The organism is Brevibacterium sp. LAARM2_SD2 (assembly GCF_057364785.1).
On record NZ_JBNFOM010000034.1, the window covers coordinates 1 to 21,507 of the forward strand.

Below are 21,507 nucleotides of genomic sequence, written 5' to 3' on the forward strand. Positions count from 1 at the left end.
CCTCGATCCACGGTCCCACCGGGTCTCCGACTCCGCCACGCGCTGGCAGGGGGTCTACGCCTCGAGCGAGTCCCGCCCGCTCATCGTCGAGACCGTCGACGAGCGGACCACGGTCGCGACGTGGCGACCGGGATCGGGATGACCATCGCCTTCGGCCTCGCCGAGCGCACCCTCGCCGGCATCCGCCGCGCCGACCGCCCCGCCGCCTGAGGCGGCAACGGGCGCGACGGAATCCGCCGCGTCCTCACCGCCCGTGCCCACAGACCAGACCCGACCTGACCGCCGACCACTCAGCCGTGCCGACAACCGTGTCCCGTCCGCGTGCTGACCGAACCCTGTCCTGTCCACACCACAGTCCTGTCCACCACTTCGTCCTGCCCGCATCCGACCCCGTCACCAGACGCCAACCTCCAGACACCAATCACCACACACCAGAAGGATCGCCATGAAACGCTCTCACATCGCCCTTGCCTCCGCCGCTCTCGTCCTCGCCCCCGTCGTCCTCGCCGGTTGCACCTCGGCCGCAGAAGCAGAATCGGCCACGTGCCCTGACGGCAAGATCACCTTCGGCATCGAACCGTTCGAGGATCCGCAGAAGCTCGAACCCGCCTATCAGGCCGTCGGCGCCTCCCTCGGTGAGGCCCTCGACTGCGAGGTCGAGGTCCAGGTCCTCGAGGACTACTCCGCCGAGGTGCTCGCCATGGAGAACGGCAAGCTCGACATCGGACAGTTCGGTCCGCTCGGCTACGTCTTCGCCTCCGAGCGCGCCGGGGCCGAACCGCTCGTGTCCTTCGGCACCGCCGACGGTGAGCTCAGCTCCTACACCGGCGGCATCTGGGTCGCCAAGGACTCCGACATCGAGACGCTCGACGATCTGCGCGGCAAGGACCTTGCGCTCGGCAGCGTCGGCTCGACCTCGGGCGACGCACTGCCGCGCTTCGCGCTCGCCGAGGCCGGCATCGCCGAATCCGATCTCAACCTCAACTACGCCGGCGGTCACCCCGAGTCGCTGCTCGCCCTGACCAACGGCGCCGTCGACGCCGCGCAGATCAACTCGCAGACGATGGGCACCGCGATCAAGGAAGGCACGTTCAACGAAGAGGACTTCCGTCAGATCTGGCAGTCCGATCCCATCCCGAACGACCCGATGACCGTCCGGGAGGACGCCGATCCTGAGTTCAAGGCCGCCGTCAAGGACGCCCTGCTCAACATGCCCGCCGAGGACCTCGAAGAGGTCGCCGGCTACCTCGGCGTGACCCCGGCCGGTCAGCTCATCGAGGTCGACAAGTCGACCTACCAGCCGCTGTTCGACCTCGCGGAGACGATGAACCTCACCGAAGAGGACGTGTGAGCATGGCGACGAAGACCGTGAAGCCCGCGTCCGCCGAGGAGGCGGCCGGGTCAGCGGGAAGCGACGACGCGTCGTCTCCCCTCCTCCGGGTGGACGGCCTCGCTGTGTCCTTCGGGGCGAAGCGGGTGCTCGACGATGTCAGCTTCAGCGTCGCCCCCGGTGAGCTGCTCGCGTTCCTCGGCGCCAACGGCTCGGGCAAGTCGACGACGCTGCGTGCCGTCGCCGGTCTCACCCCGTACCAGAGAGGGGACATCGAGGTCGGCGGCAGCCACGGCCGCCCGGCCATGGTGTTCCAGAAGATCCACCTCGTGGCCCGCCGCTCGGTGCTCGACAACGTGTGCGCGGGAGCGCTGGGCCGGATGTCGACGGTCGCCTCGCTCCATCCGTGGCTCTTCCCGGCGGCGATCCGCCGGGAGGCCATGGTTGCCCTCGACCGCGTCGGCCTCGCCGACCGGGCGACCGACCGGGCCGGCACGCTCTCGGGCGGTCAGCAGCAGCGCGTGGCAGTCGCCCGGGCCCTGTGCCAGGGCGCCGAGGTGCTGCTCGCCGACGAACCCGTCGCCGCCCTCGACCCGCAGGCCGCGCGCACGGTGATGTCCCTGCTGCGCGATCTCGCACACGACGAGGGCCTCGCCGTCGCCGCCGTCCTCCACCAGCCGGATCTCGCCCGGGAGTTCGCCGATACGATCATCGGCCTGCAGTCCGGGGAGATCGTGCTGCGGGGCACCGCCGAGGAGATCTCCGCCGAGGCGATCACCTCCCTGTACACGACCGCCCCGATCGCGGAGGACGAGTAGATGAAGACGATTCCCGACACCCGCGGCACCACCCTGCGCACCGTGCCGCTGAGGAACACGACCTCGGCGCTGCAGCCGCCCATCCGCCGTTTCGGCGGGTGGCAGCTGGCGACGGCGATCGTCGTCATCGTCCTCCTCCACGTCGTCGCGATCCGGGAGACGGACTTCTCGTTCGTCACCCTGGTCGACGGCCGTCAGGGGATGATCAACTTCCTCTCCGAGGCGTTCCCGCCGAACCTCAGCTGGGAGGACACGCTGTGGCCGGGCATCGAGGCCACGGGCATCACCCTGTGGATCGGCCTGCTCGGGACGACCCTGTCGATCCCCACCTCGGCGCTGCTCGCAGTGCTGGGATCGCGCACGACGTCACCGAACCGGTTCGTCTACCAGATCGCGCGCTCGATCATGTCGTTCCTCCGCGCGTGCCCGACATCGTCTTCGCGCTCGTCTTCGTCACCGCGGTCGGCCTCGGGCCCTTCCCCGGCGTGCTCGCGCTCATCTTCCACAACACGGGAGTCATGGGCAAGCTGTGGTCGGAGGCGATCGAGGAGATCGATCCGGGGCCGTCGGAGGCGCTGAAGACCGCTGGGGCCTCCCGCGGCCAGATCGTCGCGAACGCGACGTTCCCGCAGGTCGTCCCCCAGCTCTTCGGGCTGCTCCTCTACCGGTTCGACGTCAATGTCCGGTCCTCGCTCGTCCTCGGCCTCGTCGGGGCCGGCGGCATCGGACTGCTCATCAACCAGGCGATCAAGTCGTTCCAGTTCGACTCGATGCTCACCTACATCCTCATCGTGCTCGTGCTCATCATCGCCGTCGACCTCTTCTCCGCCGGCGTGCGCAAGAAGCTCGCGCTGTGAGGGGATGATCCCGCCGAGGCGGTCGCCCTTCAGGGCTGATCGCCCACCGGGGCGGTGCGTCTGACCAGAGTGAATGACCGAGGGGCCCGGCAGCAGTTCTCTGCTGCCGGGCCCCTCGGCGTGTGCGCTCAGAGCGCGAGGTGCTCCTTGACGACGGCGGCGAGGCGCTCGGCCTGCACCTGGGAGACCTCTTCGGTCTCGGCTTCGACCATGACGCGGATGAGCGGTTCGGTGCCCGAGGCGCGCAGCAGCACCCGACCGGTGCCGTTGAGTTCGGTCTCGACGGCGGCCACCTCGGCGGCGACCTCCGGGATGTCGACCCGGTGCTTGTCGACGCCCTTGACGTTGACGAGCGCCTGCGGCAGCTGCGGGATCTCGGCGGCGAGATCGGCCAGGGTCCGCTTCGCGTCGGCCATCCGCTTCATCAGGTGCAGGGCCGTCTGCACGCCGTCACCGGTCGTGCCGTGATCGAGCATGAGGACGTGACCGGACTGCTCTCCGCCGAGCGCGAAGTCGTCGGCGAGCATCCGCTCGAGGACGTAGCGGTCGCCGACGGCCGTCTGCACGGTGCTGATGCCGTGCTTGTCCATCGCCAGGCGCAGTCCGAGATTCGACATCACCGTGGTGACGAGCGTGTTCCCGCGCAGTTCGCCGAGCTCCTTGAGCCCGATCGCGAGGATGCCCATGAGCTGGTCGCCGTTGACGACGCGGCCGAGGGAGTCGACGGCGAGGCAGCGATCGGCGTCACCGTCGAAGGCGACGCCGAGGTCGGACTGGGTCTCGACGACGAGGCGCTGGAGGGATTCGAGGTGGGTCGATCCGACACCGTCGTTGATGTTGAGGCCGTCGGGTTCGGCGGCGGAGACGATGACCTCGGCCCCGGCCTGACGCAGTGCGGCGGGACCGACGATCGACGCGGCGCCGTGAGCACAGTCGGCGACGACCTTGAGGCCCGAGAGAGGGCGCACGCCGTCGGGCGCGATCGAGCGGACGAGCTTCTCGGTGTACTCATCGGCGGCGGCCGGGTACCGGGAGATGCGGCCGACGTCGGAGCCGATGGGGCGCTCCCAGTCCTGGTCGAGGATGTCGAGGATCGCATCCTCGACGCATCGTCGAGCTTCGTGCCGCCGGCGGCGAAGAACTTGATGCCGTTGTCGGGCATGGGGTTGTGGGAGGCGGAGATGACGACGCCGAAGGCCGCTCCGGTGTCCTTGACGACGCTGGCGATGCCCGGGGTGGGCAGCATGCCCGCGTCGAGGACGTCCACACCTGCCGAGGCGATGCCCGCACTCGTGGCCGCGGAGAGGAACTCTCCCGAGACGCGGGTGTCGCGTCCGATGACGGCGAAGGGGCGGCGGTCGCCGTCCCAGGAGCGGGTGAGCACGCGGGAGGCGGCGACGGAGAGCTGAAGCGCGAGCTTCGCGGTGATGTCGCGATTGGCGAGTCCGCGCACTCCGTCGGTACCGAAGAGTCTGGCCATGGGCAAGTCCTTTCCTCAAGGTTCGTATCGATGTTAGTCGATGGTCATCTGCACGTTGAGGAGCGGGCGGTGACCATTCGGCGGTGAATGCACGAAGTGCGGCCCCGAACGGGTTCGGGGCCGCACGTGCGCCGCCGACTGCGCATCAGTGGCAGACCATGCGCAGACGGTGGGAGCGGATCAGCGCTTCGAGAACTGCGGAGCCTTGCGGGCCTTCTTGAGACCGGCCTTCTTGCGTTCCTTGACGCGAGCGTCGCGGCGCAGGAAGCCTGCCTTCTTCAGTTCGGGGCGATTCGACTCAGCGTCGATCTGGTTGAGCGAACGAGCGATGCCCAGACGGACGGCACCGGCCTGTCCGGAGGGTCCGCCGCCCGAGATGCGCACGACGACGTCGAAGCGGCCTTCGAGGTCGAGCAGGCGGAAGGGCTCGTTGACGAGCTGCTGGTGCAGCTTGTTCGGGAAGTACTCCTCGAGAGTGCGTCCGTTGATCGTCCACTCGCCGGAGCCCGGGATGAGGCGGACGCGGGCGATCGCCTGCTTGCGGCGGCCCACTCCGTTGCCGGGGGCGGTGAGAGACTGTCCGCGTCCACCGGCGGTCTGGTCGCCCAGGCCGGCGTCTGCGGGGGTCTCGGAGGTGTATTCGGTCAGTTCTTCGACTTCGGTCGCGTTGGCGGTGTCAGCCACGGTTCTCCTCGGTATCTCTGTGACTCAAGCGCGCTTACTGCGCGACCTGGTTGAGTTCGTACGGCTGCGGGTTCTGCGAGGCGTGCGGGTGCTCGGCACCCGCGTAGACCTTGAGTTTCCGCATCTGGGCGCGTCCGAGGCGAGTCTTCGGAACCATGCCGGCGACAGCCTTCTCGACTGCGCGCTCGGGGTTCGACGCCAGCAGCTCGGCGTAGTTGACGCTCTTGAGGCCGCCCGGGTAGCCCGAGTGGTGGTAAGCGCGCTTCTGCTCGAGCTTCGCGCCGGTCAGCGCGACCTTGTCGGCGTTGATGATGATGACGAAGTCACCGGAATCGATGTGCGGGGCGAACGTGGTCTTGTGCTTGCCGCGCAGCAGGCGTGCAACCTGGGTGGCAAGACGACCGAGCACAACATCAGTGGCGTCGATGACGTGCCACTGGCGCTCGACATCGCCGGGCTTGGGGGTGTACGTACGCAAAAGTAGCCTTCTTTTCGTATCTCATGGGGCCAGTGCCTGGGCGGACTCATCGGGTCGTGAGGCTGATGCGTCCGAACACTGTCTGTCTTCAATCGGGTCCGTTCGTCGAGTGCTTCCCCACCTACGGGCCTGCAACGCAAGAGGCTATGCAAGGGAGCACGACGAGCGCACACAACGACAATCAAATATACATGCCCCGCGGCCCGGTGAGCAAACGTCCAGGTCGGGGTCAGGGGGGTGAAATGCCGCACCCGATACCATTGTCCTGTGCCGCCTCAATCCGTCCTGCCCCGCCGCCTTCCCTCCCACCGGCTCCTGGTGCTGGGGATCATCGTCGGGCTCGTGGCACTCTTCGTCTCCCCCGCGTCATCTCCCGCGTGGGCGCAGTCGACTCCGACGCCCCCCGCCGAAGCGCCGGCCGACTCCGGCGACAGCGCCGCCGCGGCCGCTGGGAGCAAGACGGTTGTCTTCGGCATACCGGGCCTGACCATAGGAGACATCGATCCGGAGCGGACTCCGAATCTCTTCGAGATCTTCCGCACCGGGGCGGCGGCGAACCTCAACGTCCGCACGATCGGGTCCGCGACGTGCCGGCATCGGGCTGGCTGTCCTTCGGATCCGGTGCCCGCGCCGAGGCGGGTCCCCCTCACGAACCCGACGTCGACAACCCTGCCCGCTGCCCTGCCCTCATCGCCCCGTCGACGAGCACCGAACCGGCCGGCGACGACGAGGTCGAGGTCGCCGGAGGGTTTGAGGGTGATGAAAGTCTCCTCACCCGCCCCGGTGAGACGGTGCCGGCGACGATTCCCGACTTCGACGCCGTCAGGGAGCCGAATCAGGGCACCGGCTACACCGTCGACTACGGAATGCTCGCGCGCCTCGTCGGGGAGGCAGGGGCGCCTGCCGGGCTCGACGCCTGCGTCGCCGCCGAAGGCCCGGGGGCGGCGTACGCCGTCGCCGATGAGAACGGAGAGATCGCCGACTACACCGAGGACGCGATCGCGGCGAACTGCCGCCTCGCGCTCGTCGACCTCGGATCGATCGGCTCCCGTTCGTGGCTGTTCGACCCGATCCCCAACTACTCCTACACCGTGCCCACCGACTACGACCGGCGGGCCTCCGTCGAGGAGGCCGACCGCCGCCTCGGCGACCGGCTCGAGCAGCTGCGAGTCCAGTCGGAGACAGAGCCGACCGTCATCGTCGCCGGTCTCGGCGACAGCTCGAGCTCTCCCCGACTGCGGGCATTCCTCGCCTCGGGACCCGGCTTCGTCCCGGGCACGCTCTCCTCGGCGTCGACGCGGACGGAGGGCCTGCTCCAGATCACCGACCTCGCCCCGGGCATCCTCGAGCGCCTTGGGATCGATTCCCCGAGCGGGATCTCCCTCGACGTCACCCCGTCGTCGGCGTCACCGGAGGACCGTCGCTTCGATCTCGAGACCGAAGCGACGAAATCGGAGTTCGTCTACGAGAACCTCTCCACGTTCTCCCTCTTCCTCGACATCGCCTTCTACGTCCTCGTCGTCCTCTGCGGTCTCCTCCTCAGCACGATCTTCATCGACCGCTGGGCGCCCGGCCTCCGCAGCGCCATTGTCCGCCGTGTCAGTCGCGCCCGCCGCAGCGACCGCGCCGGTCACCCCGGTCGCACGACCGAAGCCCGCACCGCGGAGGCCCCGGACGCCGGCGGAACCGGACTCGCCGTCGCCGCGCCGCCCCAGACCGGCGGCGCCTGGGTCCACCGCACACTGGCCTGGTTCGCCTTCGTCCTCGCGACGATTCCCATGGGGGCATTCCTCGCGGGACTGCTGCCGTGGGCGCGGTTCCCGCATCCGCAGTTCGGTCTCTTCCTCTCCGTGGCCCTCGGGGCCGCCGCGATGCTCCTCCTCTCCCTGCTCCCGCCGTGGGGTCGGACGTGGCGGGGACGCGTCGCCGCGCTCTCCCTCCTCACCGTCGTCGTCATCGCCGTCGACCTGGCGACCGGGTCGCGGCTGCAGGCGAACTCGCTGCTCGGCTACAACCCGATCGTCGGCGGCCGCTACTATGGTCTCGGCAATCAGGGTGCCGCGATCTTCATCGCGAGCCTCTTCGTCTTCCTCGGACTCCTCGTCTCCCGGCTGCGTGCCGCAGGCCACCGGCGGCTCGTCCTCATCGTCCCCGCCGTCATCGGCCTGCTCGCGGTGTTCGTCTCCGGGAATCCGTCGTGGGGGGCGAAGTTCGGCGGCACGATCGCCACTCTCGCCGGCCTCCTCGTCCTCCTCGCCCTCGTCAGCCGCATCCGGCTCTCGGTCCTCCGGCTCGGCCTCATCGGCGTCGCCTCACTCGCGGCGCTCATCGGCATCGCGTTCCTCGACTGGCTGCGACCGGCCGGCAGCCGCTCCCATTTCGGGAACTTCTTCGACCAGCTCGTCACCGGTGAGGCGCTGCAGGTCGTCGGCCGCAAGCTGAGCGCGAACCTCCATATCATTCAGGTGAATCCGGCGCTGTCGATCGTCACCCCTCTCGCGGTCATCGCGATCCTCGTCTTCCTCCGCTACCTCCTCCACTTCCCTCGGTTCCAGGGGCCGACCCGGACTGCGCGATTCCTCGACCACTGGCGGGGACGCCTGCCCGAGGTCTTCGCCGACGAGGACGTCCACTTCGGCTTCCTCGCCGCCGTCACCGGACTCACCGTCGGTCTCGTGCTCACGGACTCCGGCATCGCCGTGCCCTCCACCGGCGCCATGGTCCTCCTGCCCTACCTCCTCGCCCTCTGCGCCGATGACCTCACCGTCCCACACGGCACTGACGCGAAACGCGGTGCCGCAGCCCTCCTCACGTCCGCCGCCGACGCTTCCGGGGAATCGGGCCGATGAACGCTGCTGTGCGACCGTGGCTGCTGCGCGTCCTCCTCGGGACGCTGGCCGCCCTCGTCCTCATCACCGGCCTGCCGCAGGCCGGACAGGCTGTCGGCACCGGGCAGGCTACCGGCACCGGACAGTCCGCCGACGGCCCCCGTCCCGCGGAGAACGCCCCGATCCTCATCGGCACCTCGGGATTCACGTTCGAAGACCTCGACCCGCAGACGACTCCGAACCTCTGGGCGATGATGCAGTCCTCCCAGATCGGGACGATGACCCCGCGCAGCGTCCGCTCCGTCAGCTGCCCCGTCGACGGTGGCTCGCCGTGGGATCGGGCCGCCGTGCCGCCGACGAGCCGCGGCAGCAGTGCCGCAAGCCCCAACCGCCGCTCGACGGCTGGGTCGCCGACTGGGACGTCTATCAGCAGGTCGCGCGCGGGGACAACTACGACGCCGCCCTCGGCGGTCTCGCCGATGCCGTCCCGGCGATCTCCGCCTACGGTCCGGGAGCCGCGATCGCCGCAGCCGATCCGAGCGGTCGAATCGACCAGTGGGAGCCGATCGCCGATGACATCGGCCTCCGAGCCGCCTCGGCGTCGGAATCCGGCGAGCTCGCCATCGTCGACCTCGGCAATTCGGAGGCCGACGGCTACTCGCTCAAGGACCTCGACCGCCGGGTCGGAGCGATCCTCACCGCGACCGGCTGGCTCGGCGCCGACCCGACGGCCGGGATCGGTGAGGGCACCTCGCCGATCATCTTCGCCTCGATCGCCGACGGCACCCACGACGGGTCCTCGATGCAGGCGACGATGATGCTCGAGCCCGGGGCCGAGCCGGGTCTCCTCACCTCCTCATCGACTCGACAGCCGGGGCTCATCCAGGTGCCCGACATCGCGCCCACCCTCGTCCGGCTCAGCGGCGGGGAGACGATGGGCAACGTCGCGGGGGCGCCGATGACGTCCAACCCCGGCGGGTCGTGGGAGTCGCGCTTCCAGTCGGTGCTCGACCGGCAGGTCGCGGTGACGACGCAGAACGAGATCTCGACGTGGTTCTTCCCCGTCGTCGCCTCGCTCATGGCAGGTCTGCTCGCCCTCGCATGGTTCCTCCGCCGCCGCCACCGCGAACTCGTCCACTCCACGGCGTACCGCCTCGGCGTCGTCTTCGCGGCGATGCCTGTGTCGACGTACCTCGTCAACGTCCTGCCGTGGGAGCGGGCGACGAACCCGGACATCGCGATGCTCGGCGCGCTCGTCGGGTGGTCCGTCGTCCTCGGAGCACTCGCCCTCCTCGGACCCTGGCGCCGATCGCAGCTGGGACCGGTCCTCTTCGTCTCCGTCGTCACGGTGGGCGTGCTCGCCTACGACGTCATCACCGGCTCGCAGCTGCAGATGTCGACCCTCCTCGGCGAGCCTCTCCTCATCGCCTCCCGGTTCTACGGGATCGGCAACTCCGCGCTCGCGCTCTACTGCTGTGCCCTGCTGCTCGCCGTCGCCGGCTTCGCCTCCCTCGCGAGACGACCGCTGACGCGTCTGGCGATCGTCCTCGTGCCCGTCCTCCTCTCCTGTGTGCTGCTCGCCGCTCCGGGACTCGGCACGAAGTTCGGGTCCGTGCCCACGCTCATCATCGGCGTCGCCTACCTCGCCCTCGCCTCGGCGGGCATCCGCTTCTCCGTCAAACGCCTCGGCCTCACCGTCGGCATCGCCGGCTTCGTCATGCTCCTCGTCCTCTTCCTCGACTGGCTGCGTCCGGCTGCCCAGCGCACGCACTTCGGCCGCTTCTTCGACTCGCTCATCAACGGTGAGGCGCTCGGGGTGCTCGCGCGCAAGATCGACATGAACATCGACATCCTCACGCAGTCGTGGATGACGGTCATCCTGCCGCTCATCATCATCGCCGTGTTCTGGGTCGCGCTCACCCCCGCGCGCTTCTCGATGCACGGGCTCACCGACCTCTATGCGCGCTTCCCGCTGCTGCGCGCGGCGATGATCAGCCTCGCCATCCTCCTCGGCGTCGGCACCTTCATCAACGACTCCGGAATCGTCGTCCCCGCCGTCGGCATCCTCTTCCTCGTCCCCGTCCTCGCCCATCTCGAGACGCACCCCCGCGCCGAGGCGACCGCGGGCCCCGGGCGCGCAACGCCGGGTTCCGGCGGGGCATGGGGTCGCGGCCGGGCTGCCGGTGGCACTGACCGTGCCCCCGATGGCACTGACCGGGCCTACGATAACGCTGACCGAGCATCCGGTGGCACTGACCGGGCATCCGGTGGCACTGACGGGGCTTCCGGTGGCACGGACGCGTCGGGTGACGCTCGTGCGAGGTCGGGGGCGGACCGTCATGCGTCGGTCGGCTCCGAGGCGCCGGCCGGTCGGAAGGACGCGGGGACCACCGGCGATCGTCAGTCGTCCGACTGACCCCACCGCGAACGCGAAGCGCTGACAGCAGCGACGCCCCGACACCTGCGACAGTTTCCCGGCACTTGTGGGCTACGCGCGTGTTGACGATGCCGACGCCGGCGACAGTATCCCGGCACCTGCGGGCTGCGCGCGTCCGGACGTTCCCGACACCAGCGACGCCCAGACGTTCCCGACGTCGGCGACGCCCGACGTCAGCGACGGTGAGAACCAGGAACGCAGTCGGGAGTGCAGCGAGGGGCCGGGGAGATCACTCCCCGGCCCCTCGACTGAGCACCCATGTCACGCGCTGAGTGCTCTCACTCTCAGATGCTGATGTTCGCCTTCCGGCGCCGCACCACGGCGATGGCGGCGCCGCCGGCGACGATGAGCGCGAGTGCCGTGGCGACGAGGTTGAGGGCCTCGAAACCGGTGCGCGGCAGGTCGCCGCCGTCCTTCGAGCCCGACGCGTTCGACGCCGTGTCCGAACCGGCCCCCGAGCCCGCTCCCCCGCCGTTCGACGAGGCGTTCGCACCGTTCGCCGAGGCGTTCGCACCGTCGGCGGAGTCGTTCGCATCAGAGGAGCCCTGGTCAGAACCGTCGGCGCTGCCGCCGTTCGACGAGGCGTCCGAGCCGCCCTGATCCGAGCCATCAGCGCTGCCGCCGTCGGCATCAGCACTGCCGCCGTCGGCGTCGGCTCCGGCGTCGGAACCGGACCCGCCGACGATCTGCGCCGTCGCTTCGAACGGGTGCGGCAGCGGCATCGGATTGTTGTCCCACCAGTCGGCGTCGCCGGCCTGGAGAGTGGTCGTCACGGTGACCTCACCGGAGGCGTCCTCGGGTGCGGTGACGGTGATCGGAACCTCGCTCGTCCCCGCCGGGATCCCATCGAGCGTGATCGTCGCGGCAGCGGCCTGAGCCCCCGCCTCGGCGGCAGGCGTCCCGGCCTCAGAGGTCGTGGCCGTCGCTGCCTGCGCGGTCCCCGCCTCGACGCTGTAGCCCTCGGGCACGTCGACGGTGACGTCGATGGGTCCGGGCACTTCACCCTGGGAATCCGTCTTGAGGACGAAGTCGCCGCTGGCTCCGGGAGCGATGCCGTCGGCCGGGGCGGTCAGCTCCGCGGTGAGGTCACCGGTGCTGATGACGTCCGTGGCCGCGTCGGCCTGCCGTTCGGACTTGTCGGGAGCCACCGGCGAGTTCTTCTGGAAGTAGTTCGTCCACGTCTCGAAGTCCGTGAGGCCGGAGAGCTCGAACGACCCCTTCGCAAAGGAGGAGAAGTTGTCACCGCCGGCGGCGAGGAAGCTCAGGGTCGCGACGCGGTAGTCCCGGTTCGGATCGATCTCCTCACCGTTGACCTTGACCGACTTCACACGCTCGCCGCGGGCCGCGGTCGAATCGTAGACGACGTCGAGCTCCTTGGAGATGCCGAGGTGGAGGAAGGGACGCGAGGCGCCGTCGGGCTGCCACTGCTCCTCGAAGAGACCGATGACGTCAGAGCCCTTCATCGTCACGACGCCGTGGTCGTTGGCGAACGGCAGCACCGCGTTGAGTTCGGCGGCCGTGACCTCGCACGGCTTCTCGTTGTTGTAGATGTCGTCGCACTTGAGGTCCGTGCGCAGTCCGCCGGGGTTCGTGATGCCGAAGTCCGCGGGCGCGAGCTGGGAGTCCTCGACCCCGTCCTTGAGTGAGTCGGCGACGAGGTTGCCGAGCGTCGACTCCGCCCCGCGGTCCTCCGCACCGTCCTCGGTGAACGCGCGCGTGATGTCCTCGGTGATCGTGCCCTCGACGACGGAGCCCGGGCCCTTCGCCTGCTCCTCGGCGTCAGCGACGATCTGCTTGACCTCGTCGACGACCGGCGAGGCGTAGTCCTTGTCCTCGGTCGACAGCAGATCTGAACTCGACGTCGTCCAATTGCCCGCACCGTCGGATTCGAGCTTGATCTGCCCGACGTAGGAGCCGTAGTTCCCGGCCTGGAGAACCGGCCGCGTGCGCTCGGGGTCACCGGGGACGGGGGCGTTGAAGTTCGATGCGAGGTGCGTATGGCCCGTGAGCAGGGCATCGACGGAGGCATCGGCCTCGGTGACGAGCTTCTTGAACTCCGCGTTCGAGGCCTCCGCGGCCTCGAGGCTGTCGGTGGCAGAAGCGCCGAGGTGGGCCTCGACGACCGTCATGTCCGGCTGCTGATCCTCCGGCAGGGCCTCGAGCTCACCGGCGACGCGGTTGACGGCGTCGGTCGGGTCGCCGAAGTCGACATCGGCGATGCCCGCCGGGGAGACGAGCGAGGTGGTGTCCTGGGTGACGACGCCGATGACGGCGATCTTCACGCCGCCGACGTCGATCGTCGTGTAGTCCTCAAGACCGTCGACGACATCGGTCGTGCCCTTGTCGTAGACGTTCGCGGCGAGGTAGGGGAAGTCGGCCTCCGAGGCGACGCGGCCGGTGAGGTCGTCGATGCCCCTGTCGTATTCGTGGTTGCCCGTGGCCGAGCCCTGGAGTCCGATCGCGTTGAGGACGTCGATCGTCGGGGAGTCCTCCTGCGAGGACGACACGTAGGTCGAGGCCCCGATGCTGTCACCGGCGGCGATGAAGGCGGTGCCGGCGGCGTTGTCCTCGGCCGCGAACTTCGCGCGCTCCTCTTCGACCACCGAGGCGACCTGGGCTCCGGCTTCGGAGATCCGACCGTGGAAGTCCGTGATCCCCATGAGCTGGACCTTCGTGCCGGCCGGAGCGGCATTGGGGTCGGCGGTCGGCGCGGTCGTCGGGGCGGCCGAGGCTTCGCCGGGATCCGGTGCACCGGTCTCTGCCGGCGCGCTGTCGTCGGCGGGCTCCTGGGTCGAGGTCGATGATGACTCTCCGAGTCCGGCCGCGGCGACCGGCGCGGTCCCCGGCAGCGTCAGCAGCGAGACGGCGGCGCCGGCGGCGAGCACCTTGGGAAGAAGCTTCGACATAGATTCGCATCCTTGTGGTCGTGGTGTCCGCCGCTGGGCGGCGGGACGAGAAGAGGAACGAGCGTGATCATCGTGTCGCAGCGAAGCGAACGATGAGTGACGTGTACGTGAATCTACACAGGATTCTCACACCTGGGAAGAGGATTCCTCTCAAAATCGCGAGCGATGACGACAAGGACAGCAGTCGGAAATTGCGCAGTCGGGCCGCCGCCCTGGATACGACGAGCGGCGCACGACCCGTCGTCCGGGCCGTGCGCCGCCGTCTCCGCTCAGTCCGAGCCGGGTTCGGTCCGAGCCGGGCTCAGTCCGAGCCGGACTCACCATGAGTTCTGCTCAGTCCGAGTCGGGCTCAGTGCAAGCCGGACTCAGAGCTTCGCCTTGATCTTGTCGATGCGCTCCTGGCGCTTCTCCTTGCGTTCGGCCTTCTTCTCCTCCTTGACCTTCTGACGCGCGGCTTCGGCGGCGGCGTTGGCGGCGTCTTCGGCCGCGGCAACCTCGGCGAGCACGTCGTCCTCGGGACGGCGCAGCAGGGTCGCACCGGTCGACTTCGCGAAGTCGTCGAGGACGGTGGGATCGGACTCGACGACCTCGGCGATCACACCGGTCTTCCCCGCCGGCAGAGCCGCACTGAACACGGAGAGCGCGTCCTCGGCGTCGAAGGAGCGCTCCGCGTCGACCGTCGAGCCGATGAGCGCACCGGCGGCGAAGCCGAGGAGCATCCCGAGCGGTCCGCCGAGGACGCCGATGAGCGCGCCGATGCCGCCCCCGCCGAGCGTCGAGAGGCCGAGGTCGTTGTCCTGACCGTCGGTGACCCGCAGCTGGCCCTTGTCATTGCGTTCGACGACCGCCGAGGCGACGATCGAGAGCGCTTCGGAGTCGAGGTCGCGGAACTTGCTGAAGGCCTCGTAGGCGGATCCTGAGTTGTCCCAGGTGAGGAGAATGATGTTGGTTTCTGACATGACACGCACCTGCTTTCTCCACGCGGCTCGGTCAGCCGCGAGGGTGGGGATGGAACGCCCCATCGGGGTCGGTGGGGTACTGAGAACTCCACCATCCCTGTAGTGGAGGGTCAATGACGGGTCATCAAGACGGATTGTTTTCCCAGGGGGCGGTCAGACTCGCTCGACCGACCCGGTCCCTGCTCAGCCGAGGTCGCGGCGGGCCATCGTCTGCGCGGCCCGGCGCGTAGTCGGACGGATCCGGGTAGCCGACCCCGGTGAGGACGAGACCGTGGGCCGGGGTGACGTGCATCGGCCCGGTCGCGGTGATCCCGGCGTCCGCCTCGGCGAGGAGCTCCGCGGGCCGGGTCACCGGCCACGCCCCCGACCCGACGCGGATGAGCCCGCCGACGAGCGCGCGGACCATGTGATGGCAGAACGCGTCGGCGCGGAGGTTGATCGTGATGACGGCGTCCTGGTCGCGGGCGACATCGAGGTCGTGGAGGGTGCGGATCGTCGTCGCTCCGTCCCGGGGCTTGCAGAAGGGGAGGAAGTCGTGGAGTCCGCGCGCCTCGTGCGCGGCCTCGGCCATCGCCTCGGCGTCGAGCTCGCCCTTGTGCCGGGGCGTCATCGCGGTGAGCAGCGGGTCGAGGAACGACCGGTGGTCGGCGAGACGGTACTGGTAGGAGCGCCACAGTGCGGAGAAGCGGGCGTCGAAGTCGGCGGGCACCTCGGTCACGGCGTGGATGACGAGGTCGTCGGAACCGTCGACGGTGAGCACCCCGCGCAGGCGGGAGAGCAGGGCCTGCTCCGGTGAGCGCCCCGACCGTCCGATGAGCTTGGCCAGGCCGGCCTCGTCGACGTCGATGTGGACGACCTGACGCCGGGCGTGGACGCCGGCGTCGGTGCGGCCGGCGACGACGGTGGCCACCTCGGTGCCGGTGACCCGGGCGAGCCCGTCCTCAAGGCTGCCCTGCACGGTGCGCAGGCCCGGCTGCTTCGCCCAGCCGTGGAAGTCGGTGCCCCGGTAGCCGAGGTCGAGGCGGAAGCGGGTCACGCCTCGACCACTCCCCGTTCTGGTCCCTGGTCGGCGCTGTCCGCATCGCGCGCCGAGGCGGTCGTCCCCGGTCTGCGGGTCACGGTCCTGTCCGTTGCGCGGGGCATTGTCGTCCCCGGTCCGCGGGGCGCGGCGGAGTCCGCGAGCGCCTCGGTGAAGTGCTCCCGCGGGGTGAAGACCCGGCCGAAGAGGCGCGAGAGCGTGCGGCGGCGCTGGTGGTGGTAGCGGTCGACGTTGGCGTTGTAGAGCCGGGAGACGGCGATGATGCGCTCGGACAGGACGCTGAGCTGACCGTGGAGCAGCTGGACGGTCATGTCGAGTTCGTCGCGCATCCCCGTTGAGGCGTCGGGTCCGCCGGTCGCCTCGGTGCGGCGTCCCGGGAGGGCGGCGGCATCGTTGATCTCAGCCGTCAGGGCGTTCTCCGCGGCCGCGCCGCGGGGGCCGAACGGCGCGCGTTCGGCGGAGGCGAGCGCGAGTTCGAGCGGGGCGAGATCGCGCGTCGTCACCTGCTGGAGGGTCCCGAGATAGGCGGGGACGAGGGCATGACGGGCGCGGAGTTCGACGACGAGCTGACGTTTCGCCTCGTCGCAGAGGGAGCGGGCCATCGAGAGCTGGTTGAAGCGGAGGATGATGAGCATGACCGCGGCGACGACGAGAACCGAGACCGCACCGGCGGTGACGATGGTCCAGAACACCCGGGCTCCTCTCGCGTGCAGTCGGCCGAGGTGCCGGCCACCGCCTCGGCGGTTCAAGTTTACGCAGGGTTCACCCTCGTCGCGAACGCGTCGACCCCCGGTCACCTGGCCGGGCCGATTTCCGACAGTGGTCGCCGACACGTCGCCTGTCCGTCGCCGTGTCTTCACTCTGGCGGCGTGGACTGAGTGCTGTGAGAGTAGCGATCATTGCAGAATCCTTCCTCCCCAACATGAACGGGGTCACCCACTCACTCCTGCGGGTCCTCGAGCATCTGTCCGATCGCGGCGACGAGGTCCTCGTCATCGCTCCGGGCACTCGCCGCGACGGCCCCAAGGAGGTGTCGGGGGCGAGGATCGTGCGCGTCCCCTCGATCGCCCTGCCGAAGTATCGGCGCATCCGCGTCGCTCCCGGCGGCGTCACCCGGATCCGGCGCCTGCTCGAGAAGTTCTCCCCCGACGTCGTCCATCTCGCCAGTCCCTTCGTCCTCGGCTGGCGCGGGGTGCTTGCCGCGCAGAGCCTCGACCTGCCGACCGTGGCGATCTACCAGACCGAGGTGCCCGCCTACGCCGCGCGCTACGGGATGCACGGCATCGAGGCGATGCTGTGGAATCACGTGCGCAACATCCACCAGCACGCCTCCCTCACCCTCGCCCCGTCGTCGTACACGATCGCGCAGCTCCAGGGCCTCGGCGTCGCCGAGGTCGATCACTGGGCCCGCGGAGTCGACTCGAGCCGCTTCGACCCCAGCCACCGCTCCGAGCAGTGGCGGCGCTCGGTGGCTCCGAACGGGGAGCGGATCATCGGCTTCGTCGGCCGGCTCGCCGCGGAGAAGCAGGTCGAGGACCTCAGCGTGCTCGCCGATGTGCCCGATGCCAAGCTCGTCATCGTCGGCGACGGTCCGTGGCGGTCGAAGCTCGAGCGTCTGCTGCCGCACGCGCACTTCGCGGGCTTCCTCGGCGGGGACGCCCTCGCCCAGGCGGTCGCGAGCTTCGATCTCATGGTCGCTCCCGGTGAGCTCGAGACGTTCTGCCAGACGATCCAGGAGGCCATGGCCTCGGAGGTGCCGGTCATCGCCCCGGCCCGCGGCGGTCCCCTCGATCTCGTCGACTCCTCGCACACCGGGTGGCTGTACGCGCCGAAGGACCTCGCCGCGATGCGCCAGCACGTCGTCGATCTCCTCGGCGACGAGGCGAAGCGCCGGGCCTTCGGCGTCGCCGGACGCCAGCAGGTGCTGTCCCGCTCGTGGAAGAGCGTGTGCTCCCAGCTCGTCGGCCACTACTCCCGCGCGATCGAGAATCCCACCCCGCAGGTGATGGGCCGCAGCTTCAACGTCCTCGCCTGGGCGGGCGCGGAGGGCACCTCGACCCGCTGACGATAGGGCCGCCAGTGCCGGTGGCAGGCTGCGCACCCGGCCAACGCACCCGGCTGCGGCTCACTCCGTGCCGTCAGCGTTCGCGCCCTGCGCACGGGTGACCAGCCACGCGACGTAGAACGAAAGGGGCAGCGCAGTGGCGTAGATCGCGATCGGCGAGACGATGCCGCTGCTGAGGGTCATCATGACGACGAGATAGACGAGAGCCCCGAGGAGCGCGAACCGGTCGGCCGGGACTGCTCGAACCTTCCGCCGCAGGCTCACCCACAGTCCCGCACCAGCGAGGATTGCGGCGATGACCTGGACGGATGACAATGCGCTCGCGGTCTCGGGCACGCTCTGTCCGTTGCGGCCGACGCTGATGACGGAGAGGAGCAGAGCGGCGATGATGACCAGGGGCATGCGATCCTCTCTTCGGTTGCGATCCGCTTCCACCGTAACAGGACCACGTACACACGGATTCGCGTGCTCGCGGCGGCTCAACCCGCAGGTCATGGGCCGCAGCTTGGGTCTCCCTGAAATCGAGACGGACACTTCGCGTCGAGACCGACAGTTGTCAGTGCCGGTCTCGACGCGAAGTGTCCGTCTCGATGGCTGGGGCGTTACTTCCCGATCCACTCGTCGACGGTGACGACATCGGCCTGCCAGGGCAGCACCTTCTCGATGAGGACCCGGTGGACCTCCTCGTCGCGGTCGGCGCAGGCGTCGGCGAGGATCGTCACGGGATAGTCGAGGTCGGCGGCCTGCCGCATCGTGGCGAGGACGACACCGCGAGTGGCGATCCCGGAGAGGACGAGTTCGGTGGCTCCCAGTCCCCGGAGCACCTCGGCGAGGTCGCTGCCGCTGAATGCCCCGACGCGGCGCTTCGTCACGAGCAGCTCATCGTCCCGGCGCCCCATGACATCGAGGATCTGCGTCGCCGCGCTCTCCTCGGACAGGTCGCCGTGGGAGGCGATGCGCATGAACGGCGAGGTCTCGGGCAGCTCCGGATAACCGGGTCGCAGCGCCACGTGCACCCAGACGACGGGAATCCCGACCTGTCTGGCGTGGGCGATCGCGTCCTTGGCGCGGGCGACGACCTCGGCCTCGGCGAAGGGCCCGGCGATGCCGTTCTGGAAGTCCATGGCCAGCAGGACGGTGCCGGTGTGGTCGCTCATGTGCATCTCCCCTCTGCGCGGGGTCACTCGCCCCGCTGTCTCCGACGGTACTCCGCAGGACGCGTCAGCGGGGTGGGCGTCTCCGCTGGTGAGAGGACGCGCGGGGCGGGCGGGGTGGTGTCTCCGTGCGCGATCAGTCGACGATGCCGCGGGCGTCGAGGGCGCGCCCCGTGTCCTGCGCGTACTTCACCGACCGGAGGATCGCGGGCACGACCCGGGCCTTGAGGCTCGTCTCGAGTCCGCGGGCGCGGGCGGCCCGATCGGCATCGGTCAGCAGCCCCGAGATGTGCGAGATGGCGCGGACCATGAGTCCGGCGGTCAGGGCGATGACCTCGGTGTCGACGCCGAGGCGGCGCAGCGGGGAGACGATCGCCGCGAACGCGTCGAGGAGCTGGCCGACGGTCGTCGTCAGGGTGAGCAGCAGCGCCGCCTGGACGCAGGCGAAGACGGTTCCGGCCACGGCCAGACCGGCCTGCAGGGTCCCGAAGAAGAACTGGAGGACCATGACGATGATGACGAGAACCGCCGCATACGCCCAGGTCAGGGCGAATCGCCGGAGGGGCAGGCGGGCGCTGAAGCCGACGAGGACGAGGACGGCGAAGATCGACCAGTTGATGATCGGGTCGCGGAAGATCAGCGCGACGAGACCGATGACGGCGATCGCTGCGAGCTTCCACCCCGTCGGCACCCCGTGCAGCCAGCCCCGCTGTCGGCTCACCGTTCCGAAGAGCTGAGGGCGGCGCCGGACCCCGGCCCGGGTGCGGCCGGCCCGGACTCGGTCGGCCCGTTCACGGCCAGTCGGGGCCTGCCCAGGACGGGTCTGCCCTCCTTGGAGATGCCCGGTTCCGGGTGGCCGAGCCTCAGTCATGGGTCTCGCTCATGACGATGTCCCGGTAGGCCGCGACCGCCTCGGCGGGGGTGCCGTCGTGGGCGATGCGTCCGGCCTCGACGACGATGGCACGGTCGGCGATCCCGGCGAACCCGAGATCGTGAGTGGAGACGATGATGCGGACGCCGCGCCGGGCCACGAGGTCGTTCAGCCGTGCGCGCAGCCGCTCCCGATTGCGCAGGTCGAGCAGGGTCGTCGGTTCGTCGAGGACGAGGATCTGCGGGTCGACGGCGAGGACGGCGGCGAGGGCGACGAGCTGCCGCTGCCCGCCGGAGAGCTCGTAGACGCTGCGGTCGGCGAGGTCGGCGATCCCGAGTTCGTCGAGCACGGCGAGGGCCGCCGCCCGGCGTTCGCGTTTGGGCACGCGGCGGCGCAGGGAGAGCTCGATGTCCTCGAGCGGGGTCGGCATGACGAGCTGTGCGGCCGGGTCGGTGAAGACGAAGCCGACGTGGGAGCGCACTTCGCCCGGCCGCCGGGCGGGATCGATGCCGTCGATGAGGACCTGTCCGGCGTTCGCGGTGACGAGTCCGTTGAGCAGATGGAGCAGGGTCGACTTGCCCGACCCGTTCGCCCCGATGACGGCGACCGCGGGCTCGGTGAGCCGCAGGTCGATGTCGGTGAGGATCGGCCGGAAGGCATCCCCGGTGGGGGTGTCGTCGACGACCCCGACCGTCACCCCGGACAGGGAGATCTCCCGGCGGTCCCCCGCCGGGGCAGGGGTGGATCCGGCCGGCACCGAGGCGGTGGATCCGGCCGGCACCGAGGCGGCCGACCGCGGATCATCCGAGCCCGAGACGGACCCGGGGTCTGCGGCGGACCCGGGCACCGCCTCGGCGGGCGGTGGGGCGTTCGATGATGAGCGGCGGCGGAAGATCACACCGCGTCCGGGATCTGGGGGCGGACGCCTCGGCGGCGGAGGATGTCGGGGAAGGCCCGGTGGATGAGCAGAGCCACGGACACCGCGAGGATGTTCTTGATGATGTCACCGGGCCAGTAGATGAGGTCCGCGGCGAAGGCGACGCCGAGCGGGAGGTCGCCGTTGATCGACATGCCGAGGATGCCGAGCGGGTGATTGAGCAGGAAGCTCGCGCCGAGGGAGCCGAGGAACATCGCGACCCACAGGGCCACGCCCCGGTAGCGGCGCAGCGCCCAGCGGGCGACGAATCCGGCGGCCAGCGCGTAGAGGGTGAAGGAGATGATGTAGCCGGCGCTCGGACCGGCGAGGACGGCGATGCCGCCGCGCATCCCCGAGAAGATCGGCAGTCCGAGCAGCCCGAGGACGACGTAGAGTCCGACGGCGGCGGCACCGCGCCACGGGCCGAGGACGAGGCCGCACAGCGCCACGGCGAAGGTCTGCAGGGTGATCGGCACGCCCACCGGACCGACGGGGATCGGGGGCAGCATCGCGAACGCTGCGAGCAGGGCGGCGAAGACGGCGATGAGCGCGATGTCGCCGGCCCGGCTCGGGGTCTTGAGCGAAGCGGTGCCCGCGGCGGCGGTGCTGTCTGCGTGGGTCATGGGTTCTCCAACGGTCGGGTCGTCCCGGGTCTCACCCGGGCTGACCCCACTGTAGCTGAACA

General features: G+C 69.8%; 17 protein-coding genes and 1 pseudogene. 6 read left to right on the forward strand and 12 right to left on the reverse strand.

The features are described from left to right. Nucleotides 1–445: 445 nt before the first annotated feature. The 3 genes from AC2W7K_RS16610 to AC2W7K_RS16620 all read left to right on the forward strand — a co-directional run bounded on the left by AC2W7K_RS16610 (nucleotide 446) and on the right by AC2W7K_RS16620 (nucleotide 3,005). Complete coding sequence (locus tag AC2W7K_RS16610) at nucleotides 446–1,351, forward strand: phosphate/phosphite/phosphonate ABC transporter substrate-binding protein (RefSeq protein ID WP_137825625.1); 906 nt, start codon at nucleotides 446–448, stop codon at nucleotides 1,349–1,351. 2 nt (nucleotides 1,352–1,353) lie between these two features. Continuing rightward, complete coding sequence (locus AC2W7K_RS16615) at nucleotides 1,354–2,148, forward strand: phosphonate ABC transporter ATP-binding protein (protein ID WP_137825626.1); 795 nt, start codon at nucleotides 1,354–1,356, stop codon at nucleotides 2,146–2,148. Between the two features lie 422 nt (nucleotides 2,149–2,570). Then, nucleotides 2,571–3,005 carry a PhnE/PtxC family ABC transporter permease gene (locus AC2W7K_RS16620; RefSeq protein ID WP_486006422.1) on the forward strand — a complete coding sequence of 145 codons (435 nt, stop codon included), beginning with the start codon at nucleotides 2,571–2,573 and terminating at the stop codon, nucleotides 3,003–3,005. Between the two features lie 128 nt (nucleotides 3,006–3,133). On the opposite strand, the pseudogene glmM reads toward AC2W7K_RS16620, so the two are convergent. From glmM to rplM, 3 genes and pseudogenes are all read right to left on the reverse strand, one after another. Further along, a pseudogene (gene glmM / locus AC2W7K_RS16625) lies at nucleotides 3,134–4,485 on the reverse strand (phosphoglucosamine mutase). 180 nt (nucleotides 4,486–4,665) lie between these two features. Beyond that, nucleotides 4,666–5,169, reverse strand: coding sequence for a 30S ribosomal protein S9 (gene rpsI / locus AC2W7K_RS16630; RefSeq protein WP_009376128.1), 504 nt, complete (start codon nucleotides 5,167–5,169; stop codon nucleotides 4,666–4,668). Nucleotides 5,170–5,203: 34 nt separating this feature from the next. Then, nucleotides 5,204–5,647: a 50S ribosomal protein L13 gene (gene rplM / locus AC2W7K_RS16635; RefSeq protein ID WP_137825630.1), complete on the reverse strand. Its 444-nt coding sequence runs from the start codon at nucleotides 5,645–5,647 to the stop codon at nucleotides 5,204–5,206. 587 nt (nucleotides 5,648–6,234) lie between these two features. On the opposite strand from rplM, the gene AC2W7K_RS16640 reads away from it, so the two are divergent. Both AC2W7K_RS16640 and AC2W7K_RS16645 read left to right on the forward strand, forming a co-directional pair. Next, nucleotides 6,235–8,496, forward strand: coding sequence for an alkaline phosphatase family protein (locus AC2W7K_RS16640; RefSeq protein WP_486006423.1), 2,262 nt, complete (start codon nucleotides 6,235–6,237; stop codon nucleotides 8,494–8,496). 310 nt (nucleotides 8,497–8,806) lie between these two features. After that, nucleotides 8,807–10,891 (forward strand): hypothetical protein, encoded by a 2,085-nt coding sequence (locus tag AC2W7K_RS16645; protein ID WP_486006424.1) that lies wholly within the window; start codon nucleotides 8,807–8,809, stop codon nucleotides 10,889–10,891. 305 nt (nucleotides 10,892–11,196) lie between these two features. On the opposite strand, the gene AC2W7K_RS16650 is transcribed toward AC2W7K_RS16645, so the two are convergent. The 4 genes from AC2W7K_RS16650 to AC2W7K_RS16665 form a co-directional block, all read right to left on the reverse strand. Continuing rightward, entirely contained in the window at nucleotides 11,197–13,818 is a 2,622-nt protein-coding gene (locus AC2W7K_RS16650; RefSeq protein ID WP_486006425.1) for a 5'-nucleotidase C-terminal domain-containing protein, read from the reverse strand. 365 nt (nucleotides 13,819–14,183) lie between these two features. Continuing rightward, nucleotides 14,184–14,777, reverse strand: a complete 594-nt coding sequence (locus tag AC2W7K_RS16655; RefSeq protein WP_486006426.1) for a DUF1269 domain-containing protein — start codon at nucleotides 14,775–14,777, stop codon at nucleotides 14,184–14,186. Between the two features lie 124 nt (nucleotides 14,778–14,901). After that, a complete protein-coding gene (gene truA, locus AC2W7K_RS16660) occupies nucleotides 14,902–15,813 on the reverse strand; it encodes a tRNA pseudouridine(38-40) synthase TruA (protein ID WP_486006427.1) in 912 nt (303 codons plus the stop codon). Next, nucleotides 15,810–16,508 (reverse strand): LemA family protein, encoded by a 699-nt coding sequence (locus AC2W7K_RS16665; protein ID WP_486006428.1) that lies wholly within the window; start codon nucleotides 16,506–16,508, stop codon nucleotides 15,810–15,812. The genes truA and AC2W7K_RS16665 overlap by 4 nt, the downstream gene beginning before the upstream one ends. 191 nt (nucleotides 16,509–16,699) lie before the next feature. Between AC2W7K_RS16665 and AC2W7K_RS16670 the strand changes: the two genes are divergently transcribed. After that, nucleotides 16,700–17,881 (forward strand): glycosyltransferase family 4 protein, encoded by a 1,182-nt coding sequence (locus AC2W7K_RS16670; RefSeq protein WP_486006429.1) that lies wholly within the window; start codon nucleotides 16,700–16,702, stop codon nucleotides 17,879–17,881. A gap of 60 nt (nucleotides 17,882–17,941) precedes the next feature. On the opposite strand, the gene AC2W7K_RS16675 is transcribed toward AC2W7K_RS16670, so the two are convergent. The 5 genes from AC2W7K_RS16675 to AC2W7K_RS16695 form a co-directional block, all read right to left on the reverse strand. Beyond that, nucleotides 17,942–18,283 carry a hypothetical protein gene (locus AC2W7K_RS16675; RefSeq protein ID WP_376911305.1) on the reverse strand — a complete coding sequence of 114 codons (342 nt, stop codon included), beginning with the start codon at nucleotides 18,281–18,283 and terminating at the stop codon, nucleotides 17,942–17,944. A gap of 200 nt (nucleotides 18,284–18,483) precedes the next feature. After that, nucleotides 18,484–19,038, reverse strand: a complete 555-nt coding sequence (locus AC2W7K_RS16680; protein ID WP_376911306.1) for a cysteine hydrolase family protein — start codon at nucleotides 19,036–19,038, stop codon at nucleotides 18,484–18,486. Between the two features lie 133 nt (nucleotides 19,039–19,171). Continuing rightward, nucleotides 19,172–19,756, reverse strand: a complete 585-nt coding sequence (locus tag AC2W7K_RS16685) for a CbiQ family ECF transporter T component (RefSeq protein ID WP_376911307.1) — start codon at nucleotides 19,754–19,756, stop codon at nucleotides 19,172–19,174. 142 nt (nucleotides 19,757–19,898) lie between these two features. Further along, a complete protein-coding gene (locus AC2W7K_RS16690) occupies nucleotides 19,899–20,804 on the reverse strand; it encodes an energy-coupling factor ABC transporter ATP-binding protein (RefSeq protein WP_486006430.1) in 906 nt (301 codons plus the stop codon). Beyond that, complete coding sequence (locus AC2W7K_RS16695; RefSeq protein ID WP_198499414.1) at nucleotides 20,801–21,445, reverse strand: biotin transporter BioY; 645 nt, start codon at nucleotides 21,443–21,445, stop codon at nucleotides 20,801–20,803. The genes AC2W7K_RS16690 and AC2W7K_RS16695 overlap by 4 nt, the downstream gene beginning before the upstream one ends. Nucleotides 21,446–21,507 lie beyond the last annotated feature (62 nt).

Excerpts from the sequence above, each read along its gene's own strand:
- AC2W7K_RS16695 (WP_198499414.1), bottom strand. The coding sequence starts at position 21,445 with ATGACCCACGCAGACAGCACCGCCGCCGCGGGCACCGCTTCGCTCAAG.
- AC2W7K_RS16615 (WP_137825626.1), top strand. The coding sequence starts at position 1,354 with ATGGCGACGAAGACCGTGAAGCCCGCGTCCGCCGAGGAGGCGGCCGGG.
- AC2W7K_RS16675 (WP_376911305.1), bottom strand. The coding sequence starts at position 18,283 with ATGCCCCTGGTCATCATCGCCGCTCTGCTCCTCTCCGTCATCAGCGTC.
- AC2W7K_RS16680 (WP_376911306.1), bottom strand. The coding sequence starts at position 19,038 with ATGAGCGACCACACCGGCACCGTCCTGCTGGCCATGGACTTCCAGAAC.
- AC2W7K_RS16655 (WP_486006426.1), bottom strand. The coding sequence starts at position 14,777 with ATGTCAGAAACCAACATCATTCTCCTCACCTGGGACAACTCAGGATCC.
- AC2W7K_RS16650 (WP_486006425.1), bottom strand. The coding sequence starts at position 13,818 with ATGTCGAAGCTTCTTCCCAAGGTGCTCGCCGCCGGCGCCGCCGTCTCG.
- AC2W7K_RS16610 (WP_137825625.1), top strand. The coding sequence starts at position 446 with ATGAAACGCTCTCACATCGCCCTTGCCTCCGCCGCTCTCGTCCTCGCC.